20 protein-coding genes are annotated in these 16,201 nt (G+C 47.7%); 12 read left to right on the forward strand and 8 right to left on the reverse strand.

The window, feature by feature from the left end; translation table 11 throughout:
* Positions 1–49 precede the first annotated feature (49 nt).
* The 6 genes from IEW11_RS06135 to IEW11_RS06160 all read left to right on the forward strand — a co-directional run bounded on the left by IEW11_RS06135 (position 50) and on the right by IEW11_RS06160 (position 5,559).
* Positions 50–1,186 carry a DNA sulfur modification protein DndB gene (locus tag IEW11_RS06135; protein ID WP_188529970.1) on the forward strand — a complete coding sequence of 379 codons (1,137 nt, stop codon included), beginning with the start codon at positions 50–52 and terminating at the stop codon, positions 1,184–1,186.
* Positions 1,186–2,337 (forward strand): DNA sulfur modification protein DndB, encoded by a 1,152-nt coding sequence (locus tag IEW11_RS06140; RefSeq protein ID WP_188529972.1) that lies wholly within the window; start codon positions 1,186–1,188, stop codon positions 2,335–2,337. The genes IEW11_RS06135 and IEW11_RS06140 overlap by 1 nt, the downstream gene beginning before the upstream one ends.
* Positions 2,338–2,438: 101 nt before the next feature.
* Positions 2,439–3,164 (forward strand): CAP domain-containing protein, encoded by a 726-nt coding sequence (locus IEW11_RS06145; protein WP_188529974.1) that lies wholly within the window; start codon positions 2,439–2,441, stop codon positions 3,162–3,164.
* A 138-nt stretch (positions 3,165–3,302) separates the two neighbouring features.
* Positions 3,303–4,262, forward strand: a complete 960-nt coding sequence (locus IEW11_RS06150; protein ID WP_188529976.1) for an acetylxylan esterase — start codon at positions 3,303–3,305, stop codon at positions 4,260–4,262.
* Positions 4,263–4,273: 11 nt separating this feature from the next.
* On the forward strand, positions 4,274–4,930 hold the full coding sequence (locus tag IEW11_RS06155) for an SGNH/GDSL hydrolase family protein (protein ID WP_188529978.1): 657 nt from the start codon (positions 4,274–4,276) through the stop codon (positions 4,928–4,930).
* Between the two features lie 224 nt (positions 4,931–5,154).
* Entirely contained in the window at positions 5,155–5,559 is a 405-nt protein-coding gene (locus IEW11_RS06160) for an O-methyltransferase (RefSeq protein WP_188529980.1), read from the forward strand.
* A gap of 86 nt (positions 5,560–5,645) precedes the next feature.
* On the opposite strand, the gene IEW11_RS06165 is transcribed toward IEW11_RS06160, so the two are convergent.
* The 3 genes from IEW11_RS06165 to IEW11_RS06175 form a co-directional block, all read right to left on the reverse strand.
* Positions 5,646–5,864 carry an alpha/beta-type small acid-soluble spore protein gene (locus IEW11_RS06165; protein WP_188529982.1) on the reverse strand — a complete coding sequence of 73 codons (219 nt, stop codon included), beginning with the start codon at positions 5,862–5,864 and terminating at the stop codon, positions 5,646–5,648.
* A gap of 106 nt (positions 5,865–5,970) precedes the next feature.
* Positions 5,971–6,870: a TIGR03943 family putative permease subunit gene (locus IEW11_RS06170; protein ID WP_188529984.1), complete on the reverse strand. Its 900-nt coding sequence runs from the start codon at positions 6,868–6,870 to the stop codon at positions 5,971–5,973.
* A gap of 32 nt (positions 6,871–6,902) precedes the next feature.
* Positions 6,903–7,916 carry a permease gene (locus IEW11_RS06175; protein WP_188530241.1) on the reverse strand — a complete coding sequence of 338 codons (1,014 nt, stop codon included), beginning with the start codon at positions 7,914–7,916 and terminating at the stop codon, positions 6,903–6,905.
* A gap of 485 nt (positions 7,917–8,401) precedes the next feature.
* Between IEW11_RS06175 and trpS the strand changes: the two genes are divergently transcribed.
* Entirely contained in the window at positions 8,402–9,388 is a 987-nt protein-coding gene (gene trpS, locus IEW11_RS06185) for a tryptophan--tRNA ligase (RefSeq protein ID WP_188529988.1), read from the forward strand.
* Between the two features lie 27 nt (positions 9,389–9,415).
* Here trpS and IEW11_RS06190 read toward each other — a convergent pair whose 3' ends face one another.
* Positions 9,416–9,592, reverse strand: coding sequence for a DUF5325 family protein (locus IEW11_RS06190; RefSeq protein WP_188529990.1), 177 nt, complete (start codon positions 9,590–9,592; stop codon positions 9,416–9,418).
* A gap of 126 nt (positions 9,593–9,718) precedes the next feature.
* On the opposite strand from IEW11_RS06190, the gene IEW11_RS06195 reads away from it, so the two are divergent.
* The gene (locus IEW11_RS06195) at positions 9,719–9,946 is read left to right on the forward strand and encodes an alpha/beta-type small acid-soluble spore protein (protein ID WP_188529992.1); all 228 of its coding nucleotides are present in this window, start codon (positions 9,719–9,721) and stop codon (positions 9,944–9,946) included.
* A 97-nt stretch (positions 9,947–10,043) separates the two neighbouring features.
* Here IEW11_RS06195 and gerQ read toward each other — a convergent pair whose 3' ends face one another.
* Both gerQ and IEW11_RS06205 read right to left on the reverse strand, forming a co-directional pair.
* Complete coding sequence (gene gerQ / locus IEW11_RS06200) at positions 10,044–10,586, reverse strand: spore coat protein GerQ (RefSeq protein WP_188530243.1); 543 nt, start codon at positions 10,584–10,586, stop codon at positions 10,044–10,046.
* Positions 10,587–10,635: 49 nt separating this feature from the next.
* Positions 10,636–11,058, reverse strand: coding sequence for a cell wall hydrolase (locus IEW11_RS06205; protein ID WP_188530245.1), 423 nt, complete (start codon positions 11,056–11,058; stop codon positions 10,636–10,638).
* A gap of 283 nt (positions 11,059–11,341) precedes the next feature.
* Here IEW11_RS06205 and cyoE point away from each other — a divergent pair, with 283 nt between their 5' ends.
* Genes cyoE through IEW11_RS06220 form a run of 3 tightly spaced genes read left to right on the forward strand, consistent with a single transcriptional unit; the run spans position 11,342 to position 13,815 of the window.
* A complete protein-coding gene (gene cyoE, locus IEW11_RS06210; RefSeq protein ID WP_188529994.1) occupies positions 11,342–12,202 on the forward strand; it encodes a heme o synthase in 861 nt (286 codons plus the stop codon).
* Between the two features lie 28 nt (positions 12,203–12,230).
* Positions 12,231–12,827 (forward strand): SCO family protein, encoded by a 597-nt coding sequence (locus tag IEW11_RS06215; RefSeq protein ID WP_188529996.1) that lies wholly within the window; start codon positions 12,231–12,233, stop codon positions 12,825–12,827.
* A 46-nt stretch (positions 12,828–12,873) separates the two neighbouring features.
* Positions 12,874–13,815: an AEC family transporter gene (locus IEW11_RS06220; protein ID WP_188529998.1), complete on the forward strand. Its 942-nt coding sequence runs from the start codon at positions 12,874–12,876 to the stop codon at positions 13,813–13,815.
* On the opposite strand, the gene IEW11_RS06225 is transcribed toward IEW11_RS06220, so the two are convergent.
* Together IEW11_RS06225 and IEW11_RS06230 are read right to left on the reverse strand one after the other, a co-directional pair.
* A complete protein-coding gene (locus IEW11_RS06225; RefSeq protein ID WP_188530000.1) occupies positions 13,806–14,180 on the reverse strand; it encodes a toprim domain-containing protein in 375 nt (124 codons plus the stop codon). The two genes, IEW11_RS06220 and IEW11_RS06225, sit on opposite strands and share 10 nt — an antisense overlap.
* Positions 14,181–14,285: 105 nt before the next feature.
* The gene (locus IEW11_RS06230) at positions 14,286–15,542 is read right to left on the reverse strand and encodes an MFS transporter (RefSeq protein WP_188530002.1); all 1,257 of its coding nucleotides are present in this window, start codon (positions 15,540–15,542) and stop codon (positions 14,286–14,288) included.
* A gap of 160 nt (positions 15,543–15,702) precedes the next feature.
* On the opposite strand from IEW11_RS06230, the gene IEW11_RS06235 reads away from it, so the two are divergent.
* A complete protein-coding gene (locus IEW11_RS06235) occupies positions 15,703–16,155 on the forward strand; it encodes a hypothetical protein (RefSeq protein WP_188530004.1) in 453 nt (150 codons plus the stop codon).
* Positions 16,156–16,201: the final 46 nt, after the last annotated feature.

Here is a 16,201-nt window from a genome sequence, read left to right on the forward strand (position 1 = left end):
GTTAAAGAGTGACGCAAAGCAGTGATTATATAAAAGGAGTGAATTTATTTTGGATACGATTGAATCCTTATCCGATCTGATTTCACAGCATAAGAGCGCCTCGTATGTGGAAGTGCCGGGGGCATTAGCGCGAACCTTCGGACAGACTACGTTGTCTACAACTTTACCGATGAGCAAGCTGTTTTCCATTTACGAAATTGATCTGGAAGTACAGCGCCAACTTATCCCTCAAAATTTATCCAAATTAATGGACTACATCCTGTTGTATCTTGAACACAGACAGACCGTTTACTTCCCGGGAATTATCTTGTCCGCCCGCGGGGCCGGCCAATATGACGCAGAGTCGAAGACATTGAATTTACAGCCGATGGAAAAATGTTATGTCGTTGACGGCCAGCATCGTTTGGCTGCATTCCGCAGATTAATGGAAACGCTTCAAAGCAATATGGCCAGAGCCAAAGACCGCAGGGAATATGAACGCATGGAAGAAGTTACGGAGAGGCTGCGCAAGCTGTATGACTTTCCGATGTCCGTCATGATATATTTGGACATCAACGCCAAGCAAGAGCGGCAATTGTTCTCCGACATTAATAAGCTGCCCCGAAAAATTGGCGGTAACCTTGCAGTTCTGCGTGATCAACGCCGTTATTATCATGTCATGGCGACACGCCTTGTGGAGGAATATCCGGTGATGCAGGAAATTCCGATCGATATGTACTCTGAGCGGGGGAAAGCGCCGTCCTATTTATTCAGTTACCATCTGGTCATCGAACTGGCCATTGCCCTGCAGGAAGGAAGATTGAAATCGGCGGCCCGGAATAACGGTTACCATTATACGGAGCATGAATTAAAAACAGGTATGGATCAAGCCGGCGAGTACTTTGGCATGCTGCTGCACTATTTGCCTAAGCCCGAAAAATCAGTCATATGCTGGTCCGAAAATATTCAAATTGCGCTCGCACTGTTCTTTCATGAGGAAGCCTATAAATCGCTGCAGTTTAATAAATACGCATTAGCCCATTCTATGAAAATTTTACCGCATATACCATGGCAGGAAATTTACAAGGATGACGAGAAGGACCGGCTGCCCCGCAGAAGCCGGATTATGAAAGCCTATCAGTTTATCCGCGGCTTTTATAATGATCAGCATATGTCTCTGATCACTGATAAGGAGGCGGCTGAATAATGGACGGATTACGATTGCAAATGGCGATACATCCATACTGCGATAAATATGGGGTAGCGACTGTCTCACTGCGTGTGCAGGATTTGTTGAACTACACTTCGGTTGACCCGATGGTCCAACGTAAGCTGAGTGCGATGCAGCTTAGAAAAATTGCCAACTATTTGCAGGAACGGGAGTTGGATCACGTTTTCTTCGGACCGGTAACTTTATCGCTGAGGGAAGTGAACAAGCTTGCGCGCGATGGTGAGCAAGTTATTCTGAGGCATGGCTCAAAGCTGAGCATACTCGATGGACAGCATCGTATTCTTGCGCTTGGTTATGTGAATGAACAATTATTGAAGGAAGTCCGCAAAGTAGAGCGCAAAGCTTCCCAATTAAAGATAAAATGCCGCAGGGCACCGAAGGACCTTGCGTTGGCGGAGGAGCTTGAGCAAACGGAGGGGCTGATCGCCGAGATTGAGGCAAGAAGGCTGGACTTAACCGAAAGCGAGCTGTCGGTTCAATTATTTATTGGCCTGAACGAGGAGGAAGAGAAGCAGCTGTTCGGCGATATTAACTCCAAGGTGCAGCTTGTGAGCAAGGAGCTTGGTCACTCCTTCGACTCTACCGATCCGCTGAATCTTGTCATGCAGCAGGTCGCCGATCATAACGAACTGCTCAAATCGGCGGGAATTGAACGCAGAAACAATCTGACTTCATTTAACAAAAATTATACGTGCTTCAGCTGGCTCTATTCTACGGCAACCTTACTGTTCACGGGAAAAATGCAGCCGTCTTATGAAATGGCGCGGCGGATTCGCTCCGATCTTGCATCGCATGTGGAGATGCTGCATCAATTTATAAATGGTGTGCTGCCCCATCTGCCTGAACAGCCCGGGTTGTCACAATATATTACATCTACACGGGTTGTGCAGGAAAGCATTGCATTATATGCTCATGATTTTCTGTATAAGGATGGCAAATACAATCCGGATTGGACGGCATGTTTGAATGTTATCGCCGATTTCGATTGGACGCATCAAAATGAAGAACTTGAACAGCGATTCGGCCGGATGGATAACGGAAAATTGAATTTGGTTCACGAAAAATCGATGCGTAAGCATAGCCGATTTGCCGAATTTTTGCATGAAAAAAATCTAGTTTCCCAGTAAATTTCCAATATTTACGGCATGAAACCTTCCGTCTGGCGTGTTAATATGAAGGACGTCGAGTTAGACAACCTACTACACAGAACACGAGGAGGAAGGTCTTCATGAAAAAACAACTTAATCGTGGAATCGCGGGTATGTTGGTCGCAGGGATGATCGTGGCCGGAGGGGGAGTGGCTGCAAAGCCTGTGGAAGCTGCAGCGGCAGTGAACGCTTATCCTTATACGTACACGATAACAAGCGGTGACTCGTTATACCAATTGGCAAACAAATACGGCGTTGATCTGGATAAGCTGATTGCGTCTTATCCGCTGCTTAACAATCCAAATTGGAAACCCGTCACACAAAAACCGGTAACTCAAAAACCAGTAACTCAAAAACCAGTAACTCAAAAACCAGTAACTCAAAAACCGGTGAATACGCCTCCTGCTGGCAACGCGGGAAGCGGGAGCGTTGTGAATCAAGATGCATTTGCCGCGCAAGTCGTAAAATTAGTGAATCAGGAGCGCGCCAAAGCAGGCCTGCCTGCGCTTGTCTCTGATCCGGCTTTGACCCGAGTTGCGATGGATAAGGCGAAGGACATGTATAATAATAACTATTTCAGCCATACTTCTCCGACCTACGGTTCGCCTTTTGATATGATGCGCTCCTATGGGATCCAATATTCGTATGCGGGCGAGAATATCGCGAGTGGACAACAATCGCCACAGCAGGTCATGAATTCATGGATGAACAGTTCCGGACACCGTGCAAACATTATGAGCAAAAACTTCAAGAAAATCGGAGTCGCCTATTACAAAGGTGAATGGGTACAGATGTTCATTGCTTAATTTACAGATTATAAACATTGTGCAAAAAGACTTGACCGGCTTCGGCCGGTTAAGTCTTTTTTTACACTTTACAACCCAATAGCAGAGGATTACCATTAGGGAAGTGCCAGATTTTATCAATGAAAAGGAGAAGCTGCCATGCCGCAAATCGATATGCCGCTCCAGCAGTTGTACGAATACGCTGGAGTAAATCCAAAACCGGATGATGTAGACGCTTACTGGGATCGGGCTCTTGAGGAAATGAGATCAGTTACCCCTAACGTCGAGCTTGTGCCAAGTTCATTTCAAACACCGAATGCAGAATGTTTTGATTTGTATTTCACTGGAGTGAGAGATGCCCGCATTCATGCCAAATACGTGCGTCCTAAAGGGAGCTCAGGGCCTCACCCGGCAGTACTGCAATTTCATGGTTATACAGGCGGCTCTGGAGACTGGCACGATAAGTTAAACTTTGCTTCATTGGGTTTCTCTGTATTGTCTCTGGATTGCAGAGGGCAAGGAGGCTACTCGGAGGATACAGGAGGGGTTAAAGGCACCACGCATCACGGCCACATCATTCGTGGTTTAAATGATCATCCTGATAACTTATTGTTCCGGCATATTTTTCTGGACACAGCCCAGCTAGCGGGAATTGCGATGGAACTGCCTGAGGTTGATCCAGAGCGTGTGTATGCAATGGGAGGGTCGCAAGGCGGCGCGCTGACGATTGCATGCGCTGCTTTGGAACCCCGCATCAAGAAGCTGGCGCCGGTTTTTCCATTCCTTTCTGATTATAAGCGAGTCTGGCAGATGGACTTGGCCAAGGATGCATACCAAGAGCTGCGCACCTTCTTCAGACACTTTGATCCACAGCATGTGCGTGAGGACGAGATTTTTACCAAGCTTGGCTATATCGATATTCAATACATAGCACATCGGGTAAAAGGCGATGTCATGATGGGGGTCGGTCTGATGGATACGATCTGTCCGCCTTCAACACAATTTGCGGCTTACAACAAGATTACTTCTTCTAAAAGACTTGAGATCTACCCCGATTTCGGCCATGAGAATTTGCCGGGATTTTTGGATAAAACGATTCAAATGTTCTTGGAAGAGTAGGGGGAAATCGTATGAAGCTTAACTACCAGGACAAACTTGTGATGATTGGCGATTCCATTACGGATTGCGGCCGTAAGCAGCCGGTAGGGGAAGGGCTGTTCGAGGCGGTAGGCAAAGGTTATGTGGCATTAGTGGATGCGCTGTTAACATCGACATACCCCGAGCTTGCTATTCGGGTGGTTAATATGGGTACCAGCGGAAACACCGTGAGGGATTTGAAAGCACGCTGGGATAGCGATGTGTCGGAATTGAATCCGAATTGGCTGTCGATTATGATCGGGATTAATGACGTATGGCGCCAATTCGATCAACCGAATATGACAGAGTCGCATGTGTATCTGGTTGAATATGAGCAGACGCTGGAGGAGCTTATCCTACGCACGAAGCCGCAGGTTCAAGGTCTGATCTTAATGACGCCTTTCTATATTGAACCAAACCGCGAAGACCTCATGCGCGCAACTATGGATGAGTATGGTGCTGTCGTTCGCCGCCTTGCTGTCAAACATGAGGTGTTGTTTGTTGATACACAGGCGGCATTCGACCGTGTCATGACTTCTATTTATCCGGCGACATTAGCCTGGGATCGTGTTCACCCGAACATGACCGGCCATGCTGTGCTCGCCCGCGCATTCCTGAAAGCGATCGGCTACCAATACGAAACAAAATAATGACAATGAGGACGATGTCCTACATTTTTCTACACGCTTTGCATTGTAAGTCGAAAAAGGCCCGCAGCTGTCTAATCATTAATACCAAGCAGGTCGGAATAAGGGTCTTTGGGACTATTATTCATGAAAATAATGGTTGATAAAAATGAAAGTCCCATTTATAATGAGTCTCGTGAACTACTTGTAAATAAAATGAAAAAAAGGGTTGAGGGAGGTGAATAATGATGAATTTGGAGGAAATGCCATTAGCGCGACAAGTCGATTTTGTTTTTCGCCAGTTAGAGGATGAGTTGACCGACGCTATAGCTGGAACGGTTACGATTCAGATTCGGAACAACACAATTGGCAAATTTGGAGTTCGCCATAACCCAATTGAGAGTCGGGATGGACAGTTGGAAGAAGGTGAGAAAGGAATGACGGCCGTACAGGTGAAGGCTTTCCGCCAAATGGCTGTTGACGCGCTCAAGCTTAAAAGGAACTGGACGCACGGCGAGATCATGTATGATTTCTCCGTTCGCAAGGGCGCTAACACGTGGTCTGCAAGCATTCAATATGAGTCTAATTATAATTCAGCAAATTGGCTGTTTCGCTATCAGCCGAAGAACAAGCCGTATCGTGAAACCAATTAAAGCGTAAGCAAAAATGCTGTCCATCCACCGGGCAGCATTTTTGGGTTTCGTTATGTTCATGGAAGGCCGTTACATATGCATTTTTTCTAGTATCTGCCTGCAAGCTGTTGCTCAGCCATTTGCACTAAACGGCGAGTAATGTATCCACCAATCGCGCCCGTATCACGTGTAGCCATATAACCGTAATATCCGTCTTGCGGAAGTTGGATACCGAGCTCTTGCGCGATTTCAAATTTCATCTGGTCCAAGGCTGCACTAGCTTGAGGGACCACCAAGGTGTTGCTGCTGCGGGATTGATTAGCCATCGTGTCACCTCCTTTTTGTACCCTTAGTATGGTTGGAGTGACACAATTTATACAAAAGAAAGAAAGTAAATTTTTTCCATCCACGATAGCTTGCCATTGGATCGCATTACAATCCGAAGTCATAATCGGGATAGACATAAGGTGAGTCCGGCGCTGCAATCTGCTCCAGCTTTTGCGCTTTGACGATAATAATCTCATTTCCGTTATAAGTGCCGATCATGATGGTTCCTCTAACCTGAAGCCAAGTATCATTATCGAAATGGATGGCTTCGGGAGATGAAATCATTAATCCGTAAGGAAGTGAATCCGCGGAGCAGCAGTTCATCGCAAACCTGCTGACCACGAATTGTTGCTCGGACATCTTTTCTTCCCGATAAACAAATCCGCTGAGTTCAATTGTTTTGCCGATATACTGCTCACGATACAGATCGATTGTTGTGAGGGTCTCTATAAACTGCTTTTCCTCCACCTTGATCACATCCTGCAGGTACAGCTTCTTACCGTTTTTCGCATACGACTCGGTGTAAATATCAGAAGGAAACAGCCGGTCCAATTCGTCGATTGGGCCTTCTTGACTGCTTGCCGAGGCCGTCTCGTCAGGCCGGTTGATGCTTTGCGACCCGCTTAGGCTAATGCCCTTCTTGGCTGCAAGCGAGCTTCCCATCATCGTGTCCGGAAGCAGAAAGCCGAGGGCAAGCGGAAACACGAATAATCCATAGATTAGCGTGTTCTTCAGAAGCGAATGGGACGGGGTATGATCGCAACCGCAGTCTACCGCTGCCGTCCGTCCCATCCACGTCTGGAATGCCGCATAAAATTGATAAATGGCTGCAGCGTACAATACCAGAGCGGACACCTTAACATAACCTGCCATACGAGGGGCGATGTAGAGGGTAAGATTGTCGCTGCGGACAAGATAGACGATTAGGAAAGCGAAACCTGTCAAGATGATACCGCGAATCAGATGATGGATCATCTTTTGGCGCTCCTCCGCTGACATTGTCATCAATAATTCTCCCTTCAATTTATAGTCACGTATCAGTTCAGGTAAAAATATTCAATGAGATAGGATCCGATCAGAACAAACACGCCGCACATCAGAATAAGCCACAGCACCACTTTTGTTTTAAAGGTGGACAGAAGCATTAATGTATTTTTCAGATCGATCATCGGTCCGAACACAAGAAACGCGAGCAGCGAGCCGGAGCTGAATGTTCCGCCGAATGAAGCGGCCACGAAAGCGTCCGAGGTGGAGCAGATCGATAAAATAAACGCAAAGCCCATCATAAACAAATGGGAGAACCAAGGATGGTCGCCAATACCGGTCAAAGTCGAACGGCTGATCGAGGTTTGGATCCATGCGGTTAGCAGCGCGCCGAATATCAAGTATTTTCCCATCTCGAAAAATTCATCCGAGGCGTGCGATAATACGGATGTAAAACGGCCACGGAAGCCGGTGCCGGAAATTTCATGGGAATGATCGTGCTCATGGGAATGTGTATGTACGTGTGAATGGTTATGGCTGTGTGAGTGGCCGGCGTTCTGGATGCCGAGTGTTGGCTTATCGTGCCTCAAGGGGTTAAAACGCATAAACCGATAGAGCAGCAGGCCGATCATTACGGTTACGGCAAAGGCCAGTGCCATACGTGAATAAGCTATTTCCGGCTGTGACCGGAAGGCAGTGTACGTTGACGTATATACAATCGGATTAAGGATCGGCCCGGCCAATATAAACACAAGGCCGATATAGGCGGGCATCCCTTTTCGGATTAAACGCCTGACAACAGGGATCATGCCGCACTCGCACAGCGGGAAGAGCAGACCCAGCAAACTGCCGAACAGTACGCCGCCAATCGGATTTTTGGGCGTTAACCGCTGGATAAGCCGATCCGAGACAAAGACTTGCAGCAGCGAGGATACGATTACGCCGAGCAGGATGAACGGAAAGGCCTCGAGAATCAAGCTGATAAATAAAATTTTAAAGGACTGCAAAGCTGAGACGTTTAACGTGAGGCCGGCCAATTGGCGTTCAAATAAAATAAGGCCAATCATGAACAGACATAATAAGGTAAGGATAGGAGGAACAAATCGCAGGACGAATCTCACTACTCTCACAACCTCTTCTCAGTAAAGATTACGATCATTATAGTGTATGCTGGGAAGAGCGTCCATAGGACAACTGTAGGAGTATTTTCTGCGTTTTTGCTTGACAATTTATTTGTGCTGAGTATAATCGTTGTAAATAGCGATGACAGGAACAAGTAAGCGCGGTCTGCTGCAAGCAGAGAGCCGGTGGAAGCTGCGAACCGGTGCATGCTGCCGCTGCTGAATGGAGTCTGGAGCTGGGGTTGGAAAGTGGCGTTTTGCCGTCATCATACTACTCCCGGGCTGTCCCACGTTAAGGGATCTGAAGGTTTGGTCGGTGCTGTATTTCGCTGCCGATTGAACGAATAAGGGTGGCACCACGAGCTCTCGTCCCTTGCGGCGAGGGTTTTTTTGCGTTTAAAAACGGGAAATCCAGAAGGAGGTCGTTTCATATGAAACGTGTATTGTCCGGCATTCAACCAAGCGGCCAGTTAACACTCGGAAACTACATTGGTGCAATGCAAAATTTTGTAAAGCTGCAGCAAACGCATGAATGCTTCTTTATGGTCGTTGATCTGCATGCGATTACCGTGCCGCAGGAGCCGGCAGCGCTGCGGGAGCAGTCGGAGGCTGTTGCCGCATTATTTGTCGCTGCGGGTATCGATCCTGCCAAAGCAAGTGTATTCATGCAATCCCATGTACGGGCGCATGCCGAGCTGGGATGGTTGTTTACGACGTTGGCTTATATGGGCGAGCTGGAGCGGATGACGCAGTACAAGGATAAATCGGCCGGGAAAGATTCCGTCGGTGCCGGATTATTTGTCTATCCTACCTTAATGGCTGCAGATATTATGATCTATAATGCGGATTTGGTGCCGGTAGGCGACGATCAGAAACAGCATTTGGAGCTGACGCGTGATCTTGCGCAGCGCTTCAACAGCCGATTCGGCGACTATTTTACCGTACCGGAGCCGTATATTCCAAAGGTTGGCGCAAGGATCATGTCATTAGACGATGCAAGCAAAAAAATGAGCAAGAGCAATCCGAATCCGGGAAGTTATATCGCGCTGCTTGATCCTCCGGATGTCATCCGCAAAAAAATCAGCCGTTCAACGACGGATTCAGGTAAAGAAGTGAAGTACGATCCGATCAACAAGCCGGAAATCAGCAATTTGATGAGTATCTACTCCCACTGCGCGGAGCTCACGCTGGAAGAGATTGAAGCGAGATACGAAGGGCAGGGCTACGGAGCGTTTAAGAAGGATTTAGCAGAGCATGTCGTTTCAGTGATTGAACCATTGCAGGCAAAATACAATGACATTCGCAGCTCCGGACAAATTCATGACATTCTTAAGAGCGGCGCCGAACAGGCAGCGGTAATTGCCGATAAAACGCTGCTCGAGGTGAAGGAAAGAATGGGATTTCTCCTGCCACGGTAATGGACAGGAGGAAGCGTTTCAGTTAAGTTATGTATTGTTTTTACGCCGCATTCTGGCGCGCACGATAAAACCGGCGCCAATATTGCAGATTGTAAGCGCGAAAAACAGCAGGGCGAACCAACCGTTATAGCTGATGGCAATAGCCGTTGCGCTCATCAATAACACTGAAGTAACAGCGAATAACAACGATAAAGGTTTGGACATTTCAAATCTCTCCTTATTGATTTTAAGATTGTTTTATTTTTCAGCATATTCTCTACGATCCTGTCGCATAATAAGTTTGCAAGCTTGAATTACACTAAACGTGCAGAGGACGAAAGGAGAATTCATATGGCAGGCTCAGGCTCATCCCGTAACAGCAACACATTGGTGGTACCTCAAGCAACCCAAGCGCTTAACCAGATGAAAATGGAAGCGGCGCAAGAGTTAGGTATCCAGCTTCCTGCAGACGGATACTACGGCAACATTGCAACACGCGATGCAGGCTCTCTGGGGGGATACATCACTAGAAAGCTTGTCCAAATTGCGGAACAACAACTTGCGGGTCAATCCCGTTAATAAATTTTCATACAAAAGCCCCTTCTATTGTGCAGGAAGGGGCTTTTGCCGTCAATAGGCCCGGAATTATTATATGAAGGAATGGAACTGCGAACGATTAGCGAGATGGTTTGAGCGATCTTGCAGATGTTGTCCCGATGGGGCTTGTATCCGTTACTATGCCGCCGTGGAACGGATATTCGTATTTTATCGGTTCATCAAACGTGATGTAGTCGAGATTCAAGGTTAACAGTAAATACCGCATTCCTGTAACCGGATCACTGAGAATGAGATGATCCCTGCCTGCAGCTTCAATAACGCCTTTAAAAATCTTGGCATTCCATTCCCGGTTGTTTTCGTAGGTCATATATACGGTCGCCATTTTCCCGCGGTTTAATCGCAGAATATTCTCGACGTAGGATTCCTCAACAGCAGGGGCGGTTACAATCGTAGTGCCGCTCGGCGTTACGGTGGCGCCGCTTGGGACAGGCGGCGGTATCATCTGTGCTTGCTGCATCATTTTTCCCTGCGCCATATAAGGTGTCGGTACCGGTTGTGCAGCAGGGGGAGCGGAAGGCAGGTTAGCGTTTCCTTGCGCATAGGCGGTGTATGGCGCGTTATAGCTCCCTTGCACATTTCTGTAATTGTAAGGACTGTACATCACAAAAATTCCTCGCTTTCATTTGGGGGAAATAATGGACAACAACCAGTTAATAAACATTCGGACAATCCTCCGGCCGTGGGGCGAAAAAGCAGTGCGCTTTAAATCGACCAGTGTGGGGCTGGTTATACCACTGGGGAGGGCAATCTCCCGCCGGTCTGAAGAACCACAACGCATTGGAAGCAGGATGCTGCCTTTCGCCATTAATGACCCGTTTGGCTAGCCGGATTTCTTTATCCCGAGCTCCCTGATAGAAATAACCTTTTTGTGTCGCTTCAAACCCTCCGGGGCTTTGAAACACCATTTGCGGAATGGAACGGATATTGCGGAAATCAATACAGTTTCCCCGAACGCGATTGACCCCGACGTTGCCAACCATCAGCATGCCAAGCTCGCCTTCGCCCTCGGCTTCGGCCCGCATCAAACGGGCAAGCATTTTGGTATCTTCCGTGTTTGTTTTGATGACTGCCATATTTCTTTTATTCACTTCCCTCCACTTGCCTGAGATCCGTAGGCGTTAGTTGATAGGCTGAAATCTACATAGTCATTGTATTGACCTCCTGTTCATTTGGTTCCAGTTCAATTGTAAGTTCCTCCGATTATGGCGAAGGATTGAATGTCGATACGTGGCAAAATGATGAACACCTGGAGCGAACATTGTCAAAGGGTTGTTTTTTCGGTATGATTAAGTACGATTCAAGACCAAATAACGCGAGTGAATTGCGCTTTTATGCATTAGAATTGGGAGGCTTGCCGTGCTTAAGGATTTTATAGCGCTAACGAAACCGCGCATCATACGTTTAAACCTGATTGCCGGCTTCGGTGGCTTCTGGGTGGCATCCAAATGGAATATTGATTGGTTGTTGCTTATTTACATGTTGATCGGATCGGCTCTGACAATGGCATCCGCATGCGTCATCAATAATTATTGGGACCGCGAGCTGGATCAGAAGATGGACCGCACGAAGGATCGCGCCACGGCAACGGGCAGAATCAGCCCGGGAGTTGTGCTGGCCTATGGCATCATTTTGGGGGTGCTGGGTTTAATTGTCCTGTTCGTCCTGGTCAATCCGTTGACAGGCTGGCTCGGTTTGCTCGGGATGTTTGTTTATGTTGTCATCTATACGATGTGGCTGAAACGAACATCGACTTGGAGCACTTCGGTAGGCGGCATTTCCGGCGCTATGCCGCCGGTTATCGGTTATTGTGCTGTAACTGAAGCGGTGGACCCAGGCGCATGGTTATTATTCGCCCTGTTATTTTTATGGCAGCCGGCGCATTTTTGGTCCCTTGCCATTAGACGTGTGGAAGAATACCGCGCTGCAGGATTTCCGTTGCTGCCGGTTGTAAAGGGGATTCGCCGTACAAAGCTCCAGATGGTGCCTTATGTACTGCTTCTCATACCGACGGGCATCGCGATGTTCTATTATGACTATGTCGGCTATGTGTTTTTAGTGGTAAGCGTACTGGGCGGACTTGTGTGGCTATGGCATACCTTGATCGGGCTGCAGGCTAAAGATGATGAGAAATGGGCAAAGGCCAATTTCATGATATCAGTCAACTATTTGATGCTTGCCTTCCTTGTCATGATTCTTAATACAACGGGTACTGCCTAAAAACTGAAGTAAGGAGAGAGCGGAGTATATGGCTTTTATACGAAAACATTCCTTTAAAATCGCTGTGCTTGCATTATGCGCTGCGATGGCGGTCTATTTGCTGCTGTCCATGAAGAGCGATGTCGAACCGTTGAAAGACTTTGGTCCTGCCCCTTCGTTTGAATTAAGCGATCTCGAAGGCAACAAGGTGACACTTGAGGATACGAATGGGAAAGTACGGCTTTATTATTTTTATTTCTCTTATTGTCCGGATGTCTGTCCGCCTACGACTGCCCAGTTAGCACAGGTTCAGGACGAAATGATACGCCAGGGCCGGTTTGGCAAGGATGTCATGATCACCTCGATCACGATTGATCCTGAGCGCGACACGCCTGAGCGGATTAAGGAATTCGCCGATCAATTCGGTGTGGATTATGCCGGTTGGAATTGGCTGCGCGGAGATGAGCAGTATACCCATGAAGTTGCTCAGAAATTCGGACTTAGCGTCATTAAGGCGGATGGCAACTACTCCCACACAAACATTATTTTTCTGGTGGATCAAGAGGGGAAAATCAGGAAGTATTTAATGGCTAATGAAGACTTGACAACGGAACAGATTATTCAAGATGTCGAATCTTTATTATAGGAATTGCGGGGCAGCTTCAAAAGAATAACAGAAAAGGGACAGAAATATGACGATATTTTGGCATATTTTATGGAACAATGTACTCCCGCTGTCGGTCATGATTGCTATTGGCATCATTCTGCAGCGGGCTTTTTCTTTGGATATCAAAACATTATCCAAGCTGAACTTTTATCTATTTTCTCCGGCGATCATCTTTGATTTACTATACAAAACCGATATCTCACTGCAAGTCATCGGCCAAGTGCTGTTGTTTTTTATGCTGTTCATGCTGCTGCAGTACGTAGTGCTGGAGATTGTGGTACGGTTACGCGGTTATCAAGGCGGCATGCGCGCTGCGATGCGCAACAGCGTATTGTTTTATAACAGCGCGAATTACGGGATTCCGCTCAATCAATTGGCTTTTGCCGGCAATCCGTATACGTTGTCGATACAGGTATTGATCATGATGATGCAATCGCTCATCCCTAATACATATGGCATCTATAGCGTGAATGCTCATCGCAGCGATCTGCGTGCGATATGGCGGACGATTGCGTCGATGCCGGTAATCTATGTCATACCGCTCGCATTCGCGCTGCGGGGCATGCAGGTGCCGATTCCAAGTTTTATCGATACGCCGATCACTTATTTGGCAGGCGCGTTCATCGGCACGGCGCTCATTACGCTGGGCGTGCAGCTGGGCAGCATGAAATGGCAGTTGCGCGGCTCCATGTTGGCTGATGTGGGCTTGTCCTGCTTTCTCAGGCTGCTCGCCGGTCCGGCATTGGCGTGGATCGTTGTGTGGTGCTTGGACGCATGGGTCATGGAGATATCTCCGCTCATGGCAGCGGCATTGATCGTATCGTCCGCGGTGCCGACCTCGCTCAGCAGCGTTCTGCTTGCCGTGGAGTTTGATAATGAGCCGGAGTTCGCATCCCAGTCCGTATTTGTATCCACCTTACTGAGTATTGTCACGGTTACGGTCGTCATTTATATGCTTCAAATTTGATCGTCCTTGCTCCAGCGGGAGGCAGGGTCTGGTTCAGGGTACAGGATGTACGCTTCCAGCCCTGCCTTTTCCAACTGCTCAATCAAATAATCTTCAGGCGTTCCTTCTACGCCGGGGTAGCCTCTGCGGGTATAGATGTGATCGGCATCGGGGAATGCGTCTTTCAGCATGCCGCGAATCCGTTTGCCTGAAGCGTCGTTATCCATAAACAAAAATACATCGCTGTCGCCTGCCTGCTTTTTCAATTTCTCAATTTGCTGCGTTCCGGGAGTGCCAAAGGTGCAGTAGATCGGCACCTCGTCGGATAGTACTCTTCTTAAGCGGCTGCGGTCGTTTTTCCCTTCTACGATGATCGCAATGTCCATCGATTCTTCACCTCCCCCTTATTGTAACGAAATCCTGGGAAATGTCGAATTAGCGGGTTAGCGAACAGACCGCGTTGATTATGCATATGCGCGGTTCATGTGAAATCATGTGAAATGGGTATTTGCCGATGGTTGGCGTGTCGAATGAAAAGGTAAAATCAAAGCTGCAATCATCAACACAAGAAAAGCGATAAAATAAGGCGATATGTAGTCTCTCAGCTGACCGGCGAGCATCGGCCCTAGAAAAGCGCCGATGGAAAAGGCAATTGACAGGATCGAGAACGTGCGGCCGTATCGTTTACCTCCGCTTGATTGGATGAGCAGTGTAGTCAAAGCAGGGAAGATGATTCCTTTGGCCATACCTAAGAACAGCAATAACACCGCAAGCGGAAGCGGAGCTTGTGCGGCAACAAAGAAATAGGTGATCGCGAGCAGCACAGCACCCCACAGCGATCTATAAAAAGCGGAATACCGGTTAAGGAAGAGCATGCTTAACGTGATGAGCGCACCGAGGCTGACAACGGAAAACAGAAGCCCCGTCGTCATCATCGCATTGGCAGTTACGGCCATGAACGGCAGCTCGAACGAAAGAATGCCCTGGGCACATGCCATTGCGATGGGCAGCGAATAAATGAGCCATGGCGTGGCTTGCTCAGACTGCTCATCCTTGGAAGCAGCAGATGATGGTATTTTAAGGCTTGAAGCTGCAGATGATGGTTTTTCAAGGCTTGAAGCAGCAGATGATGGCATTTCTTGGTTTGAAGTAACGGCTTCGGGTTTTGCGGCACTCGATTTTAAGCTTGCCGAACTGTTATGAACATTGTCGCGAATGAATAACAGTGCGAATAATGCGGTTACGATGAGAATCCAGCCCAGCACATAGAATGCCATTGTGAATCCGATTTGAGCAACCAGGAAAGCGCCCGCGGCTGGGGACACCACGGATGCAAGCGTATGAACAAGTCCGTTGCCGGCCATCAGCTTGCCTTGCTCAAGTTGGTTCCTGCCGATTTTTGCGAGCAGTGCCATACAGGCAGGTGATAAAAACGCGAGCACAAATCCACTGATTGAACGAAGTACCAAGAGCTGCCATGGGTCGGTAACCTGTGATTGAAGCAGCAGTATAATGCCGGCAAGCAGCAAGCTGAAGACGATAAAGAGCCGGCTGCCGAAGCGGTCTACGCTGAAGCCTGCGATCAAATTTCCCGGCAGGTGAGTAATGGAGTATAACCCCATCATCAATCCGATAAAGGATGGAGCGGCACCAAGCGATAACGCGAACGGTGTTAGAATCGGATACTGCGCATGCAAATCAAAAAAAGCCACAAACAAGAACAAGTAAAGCCATATGGCTGTCCTCACGTTTCTTACCTCCTGTCGGTCATCATTCCCTATAGCTAACTTGTACGTCAGAATCGGACGGGTTATGCCTTGGAAGATACATAACTTTCCTGTTCGTTTACGGTCCATGCTGTGTAGGGTATAATGATGATAGAATCATAGAGAAAATGGGGGAGCAGAGATGGACTATAACTGGGAAATGTGGTCGCAGTTTTTTCAAGAAAATTGGTTGGTGCTGCTTGTCGCGCTCATCGTGCTTTTCATTGTGGTGCGCGTAGTCAAGACGGTTATTAAATGGGCAATTGTTGCCGTCATTATTATTGCTATCGTTGTATATAGTGGATACAACCTGGAAGATTTGGAGAATAATTTTGATGAAATCAAAACAATGGGCTCTCAGGTAGCGGATACGGTGAAGCAGGAAGCGATTCAGGCGATGGTCGGTGAAGCGGAGGATGCTGCTTACATCCAGAATGATGACGGAACGTTTACGATTACGACTAATAATTTGGAATTGAACGGCAAGTTGGGAGACAACGAGGTAGCCGTCTCTTACCGCGGCGCACCGCTTGGCAAATGGAAGATTGATGAAACCATTCAAGCATTGATTGATCAATCCAAGGCAAACGGATAAACCTGCTGCAGCGTTACATTTTGATTTTTTTACTGGTTAACAAGGA

The organism is Paenibacillus abyssi (assembly GCF_014640295.1).
Taxonomy (GTDB): Bacteria; Bacillota; Bacilli; order Paenibacillales; family Paenibacillaceae; genus Paenibacillus_D; species Paenibacillus_D abyssi.

What these genes read in the sequence shown, in the direction of transcription:
- gerQ (WP_188530243.1), bottom strand. Translation starts at nt 10,586, where the DNA reads ATGTACAGTCCTTACAATTACAGAAATGTGCAAGGGAGCTATAACGCG.
- IEW11_RS06140 (WP_188529972.1), top strand. Translation starts at nt 1,186, where the DNA reads ATGGACGGATTACGATTGCAAATGGCGATACATCCATACTGCGATAAA.
- IEW11_RS06235 (WP_188530004.1), top strand. Translation starts at nt 15,703, where the DNA reads ATGGACTATAACTGGGAAATGTGGTCGCAGTTTTTTCAAGAAAATTGG.
- IEW11_RS06155 (WP_188529978.1), top strand. Translation starts at nt 4,274, where the DNA reads ATGAAGCTTAACTACCAGGACAAACTTGTGATGATTGGCGATTCCATT.
- IEW11_RS06205 (WP_188530245.1), bottom strand. Translation starts at nt 11,058, where the DNA reads ATGGCAGTCATCAAAACAAACACGGAAGATACCAAAATGCTTGCCCGT.
- IEW11_RS06160 (WP_188529980.1), top strand. Translation starts at nt 5,155, where the DNA reads ATGAATTTGGAGGAAATGCCATTAGCGCGACAAGTCGATTTTGTTTTT.
- IEW11_RS06150 (WP_188529976.1), top strand. Translation starts at nt 3,303, where the DNA reads ATGCCGCAAATCGATATGCCGCTCCAGCAGTTGTACGAATACGCTGGA.
- IEW11_RS06195 (WP_188529992.1), top strand. Translation starts at nt 9,719, where the DNA reads ATGGCAGGCTCAGGCTCATCCCGTAACAGCAACACATTGGTGGTACCT.
- IEW11_RS06165 (WP_188529982.1), bottom strand. Translation starts at nt 5,864, where the DNA reads ATGGCTAATCAATCCCGCAGCAGCAACACCTTGGTGGTCCCTCAAGCT.
- IEW11_RS06225 (WP_188530000.1), bottom strand. Translation starts at nt 14,180, where the DNA reads ATGGACATTGCGATCATCGTAGAAGGGAAAAACGACCGCAGCCGCTTA.
- IEW11_RS06175 (WP_188530241.1), bottom strand. Translation starts at nt 7,916, where the DNA reads ATGATTGGCCTTATTTTATTTGAACGCCAATTGGCCGGCCTCACGTTA.
- IEW11_RS06145 (WP_188529974.1), top strand. Translation starts at nt 2,439, where the DNA reads ATGAAAAAACAACTTAATCGTGGAATCGCGGGTATGTTGGTCGCAGGG.
- IEW11_RS06190 (WP_188529990.1), bottom strand. Translation starts at nt 9,592, where the DNA reads ATGTCCAAACCTTTATCGTTGTTATTCGCTGTTACTTCAGTGTTATTG.
- IEW11_RS06170 (WP_188529984.1), bottom strand. Translation starts at nt 6,870, where the DNA reads ATGACAATGTCAGCGGAGGAGCGCCAAAAGATGATCCATCATCTGATT.
- IEW11_RS06215 (WP_188529996.1), top strand. Translation starts at nt 12,231, where the DNA reads ATGGCTTTTATACGAAAACATTCCTTTAAAATCGCTGTGCTTGCATTA.
- trpS (WP_188529988.1), top strand. Translation starts at nt 8,402, where the DNA reads ATGAAACGTGTATTGTCCGGCATTCAACCAAGCGGCCAGTTAACACTC.
- IEW11_RS06220 (WP_188529998.1), top strand. Translation starts at nt 12,874, where the DNA reads ATGACGATATTTTGGCATATTTTATGGAACAATGTACTCCCGCTGTCG.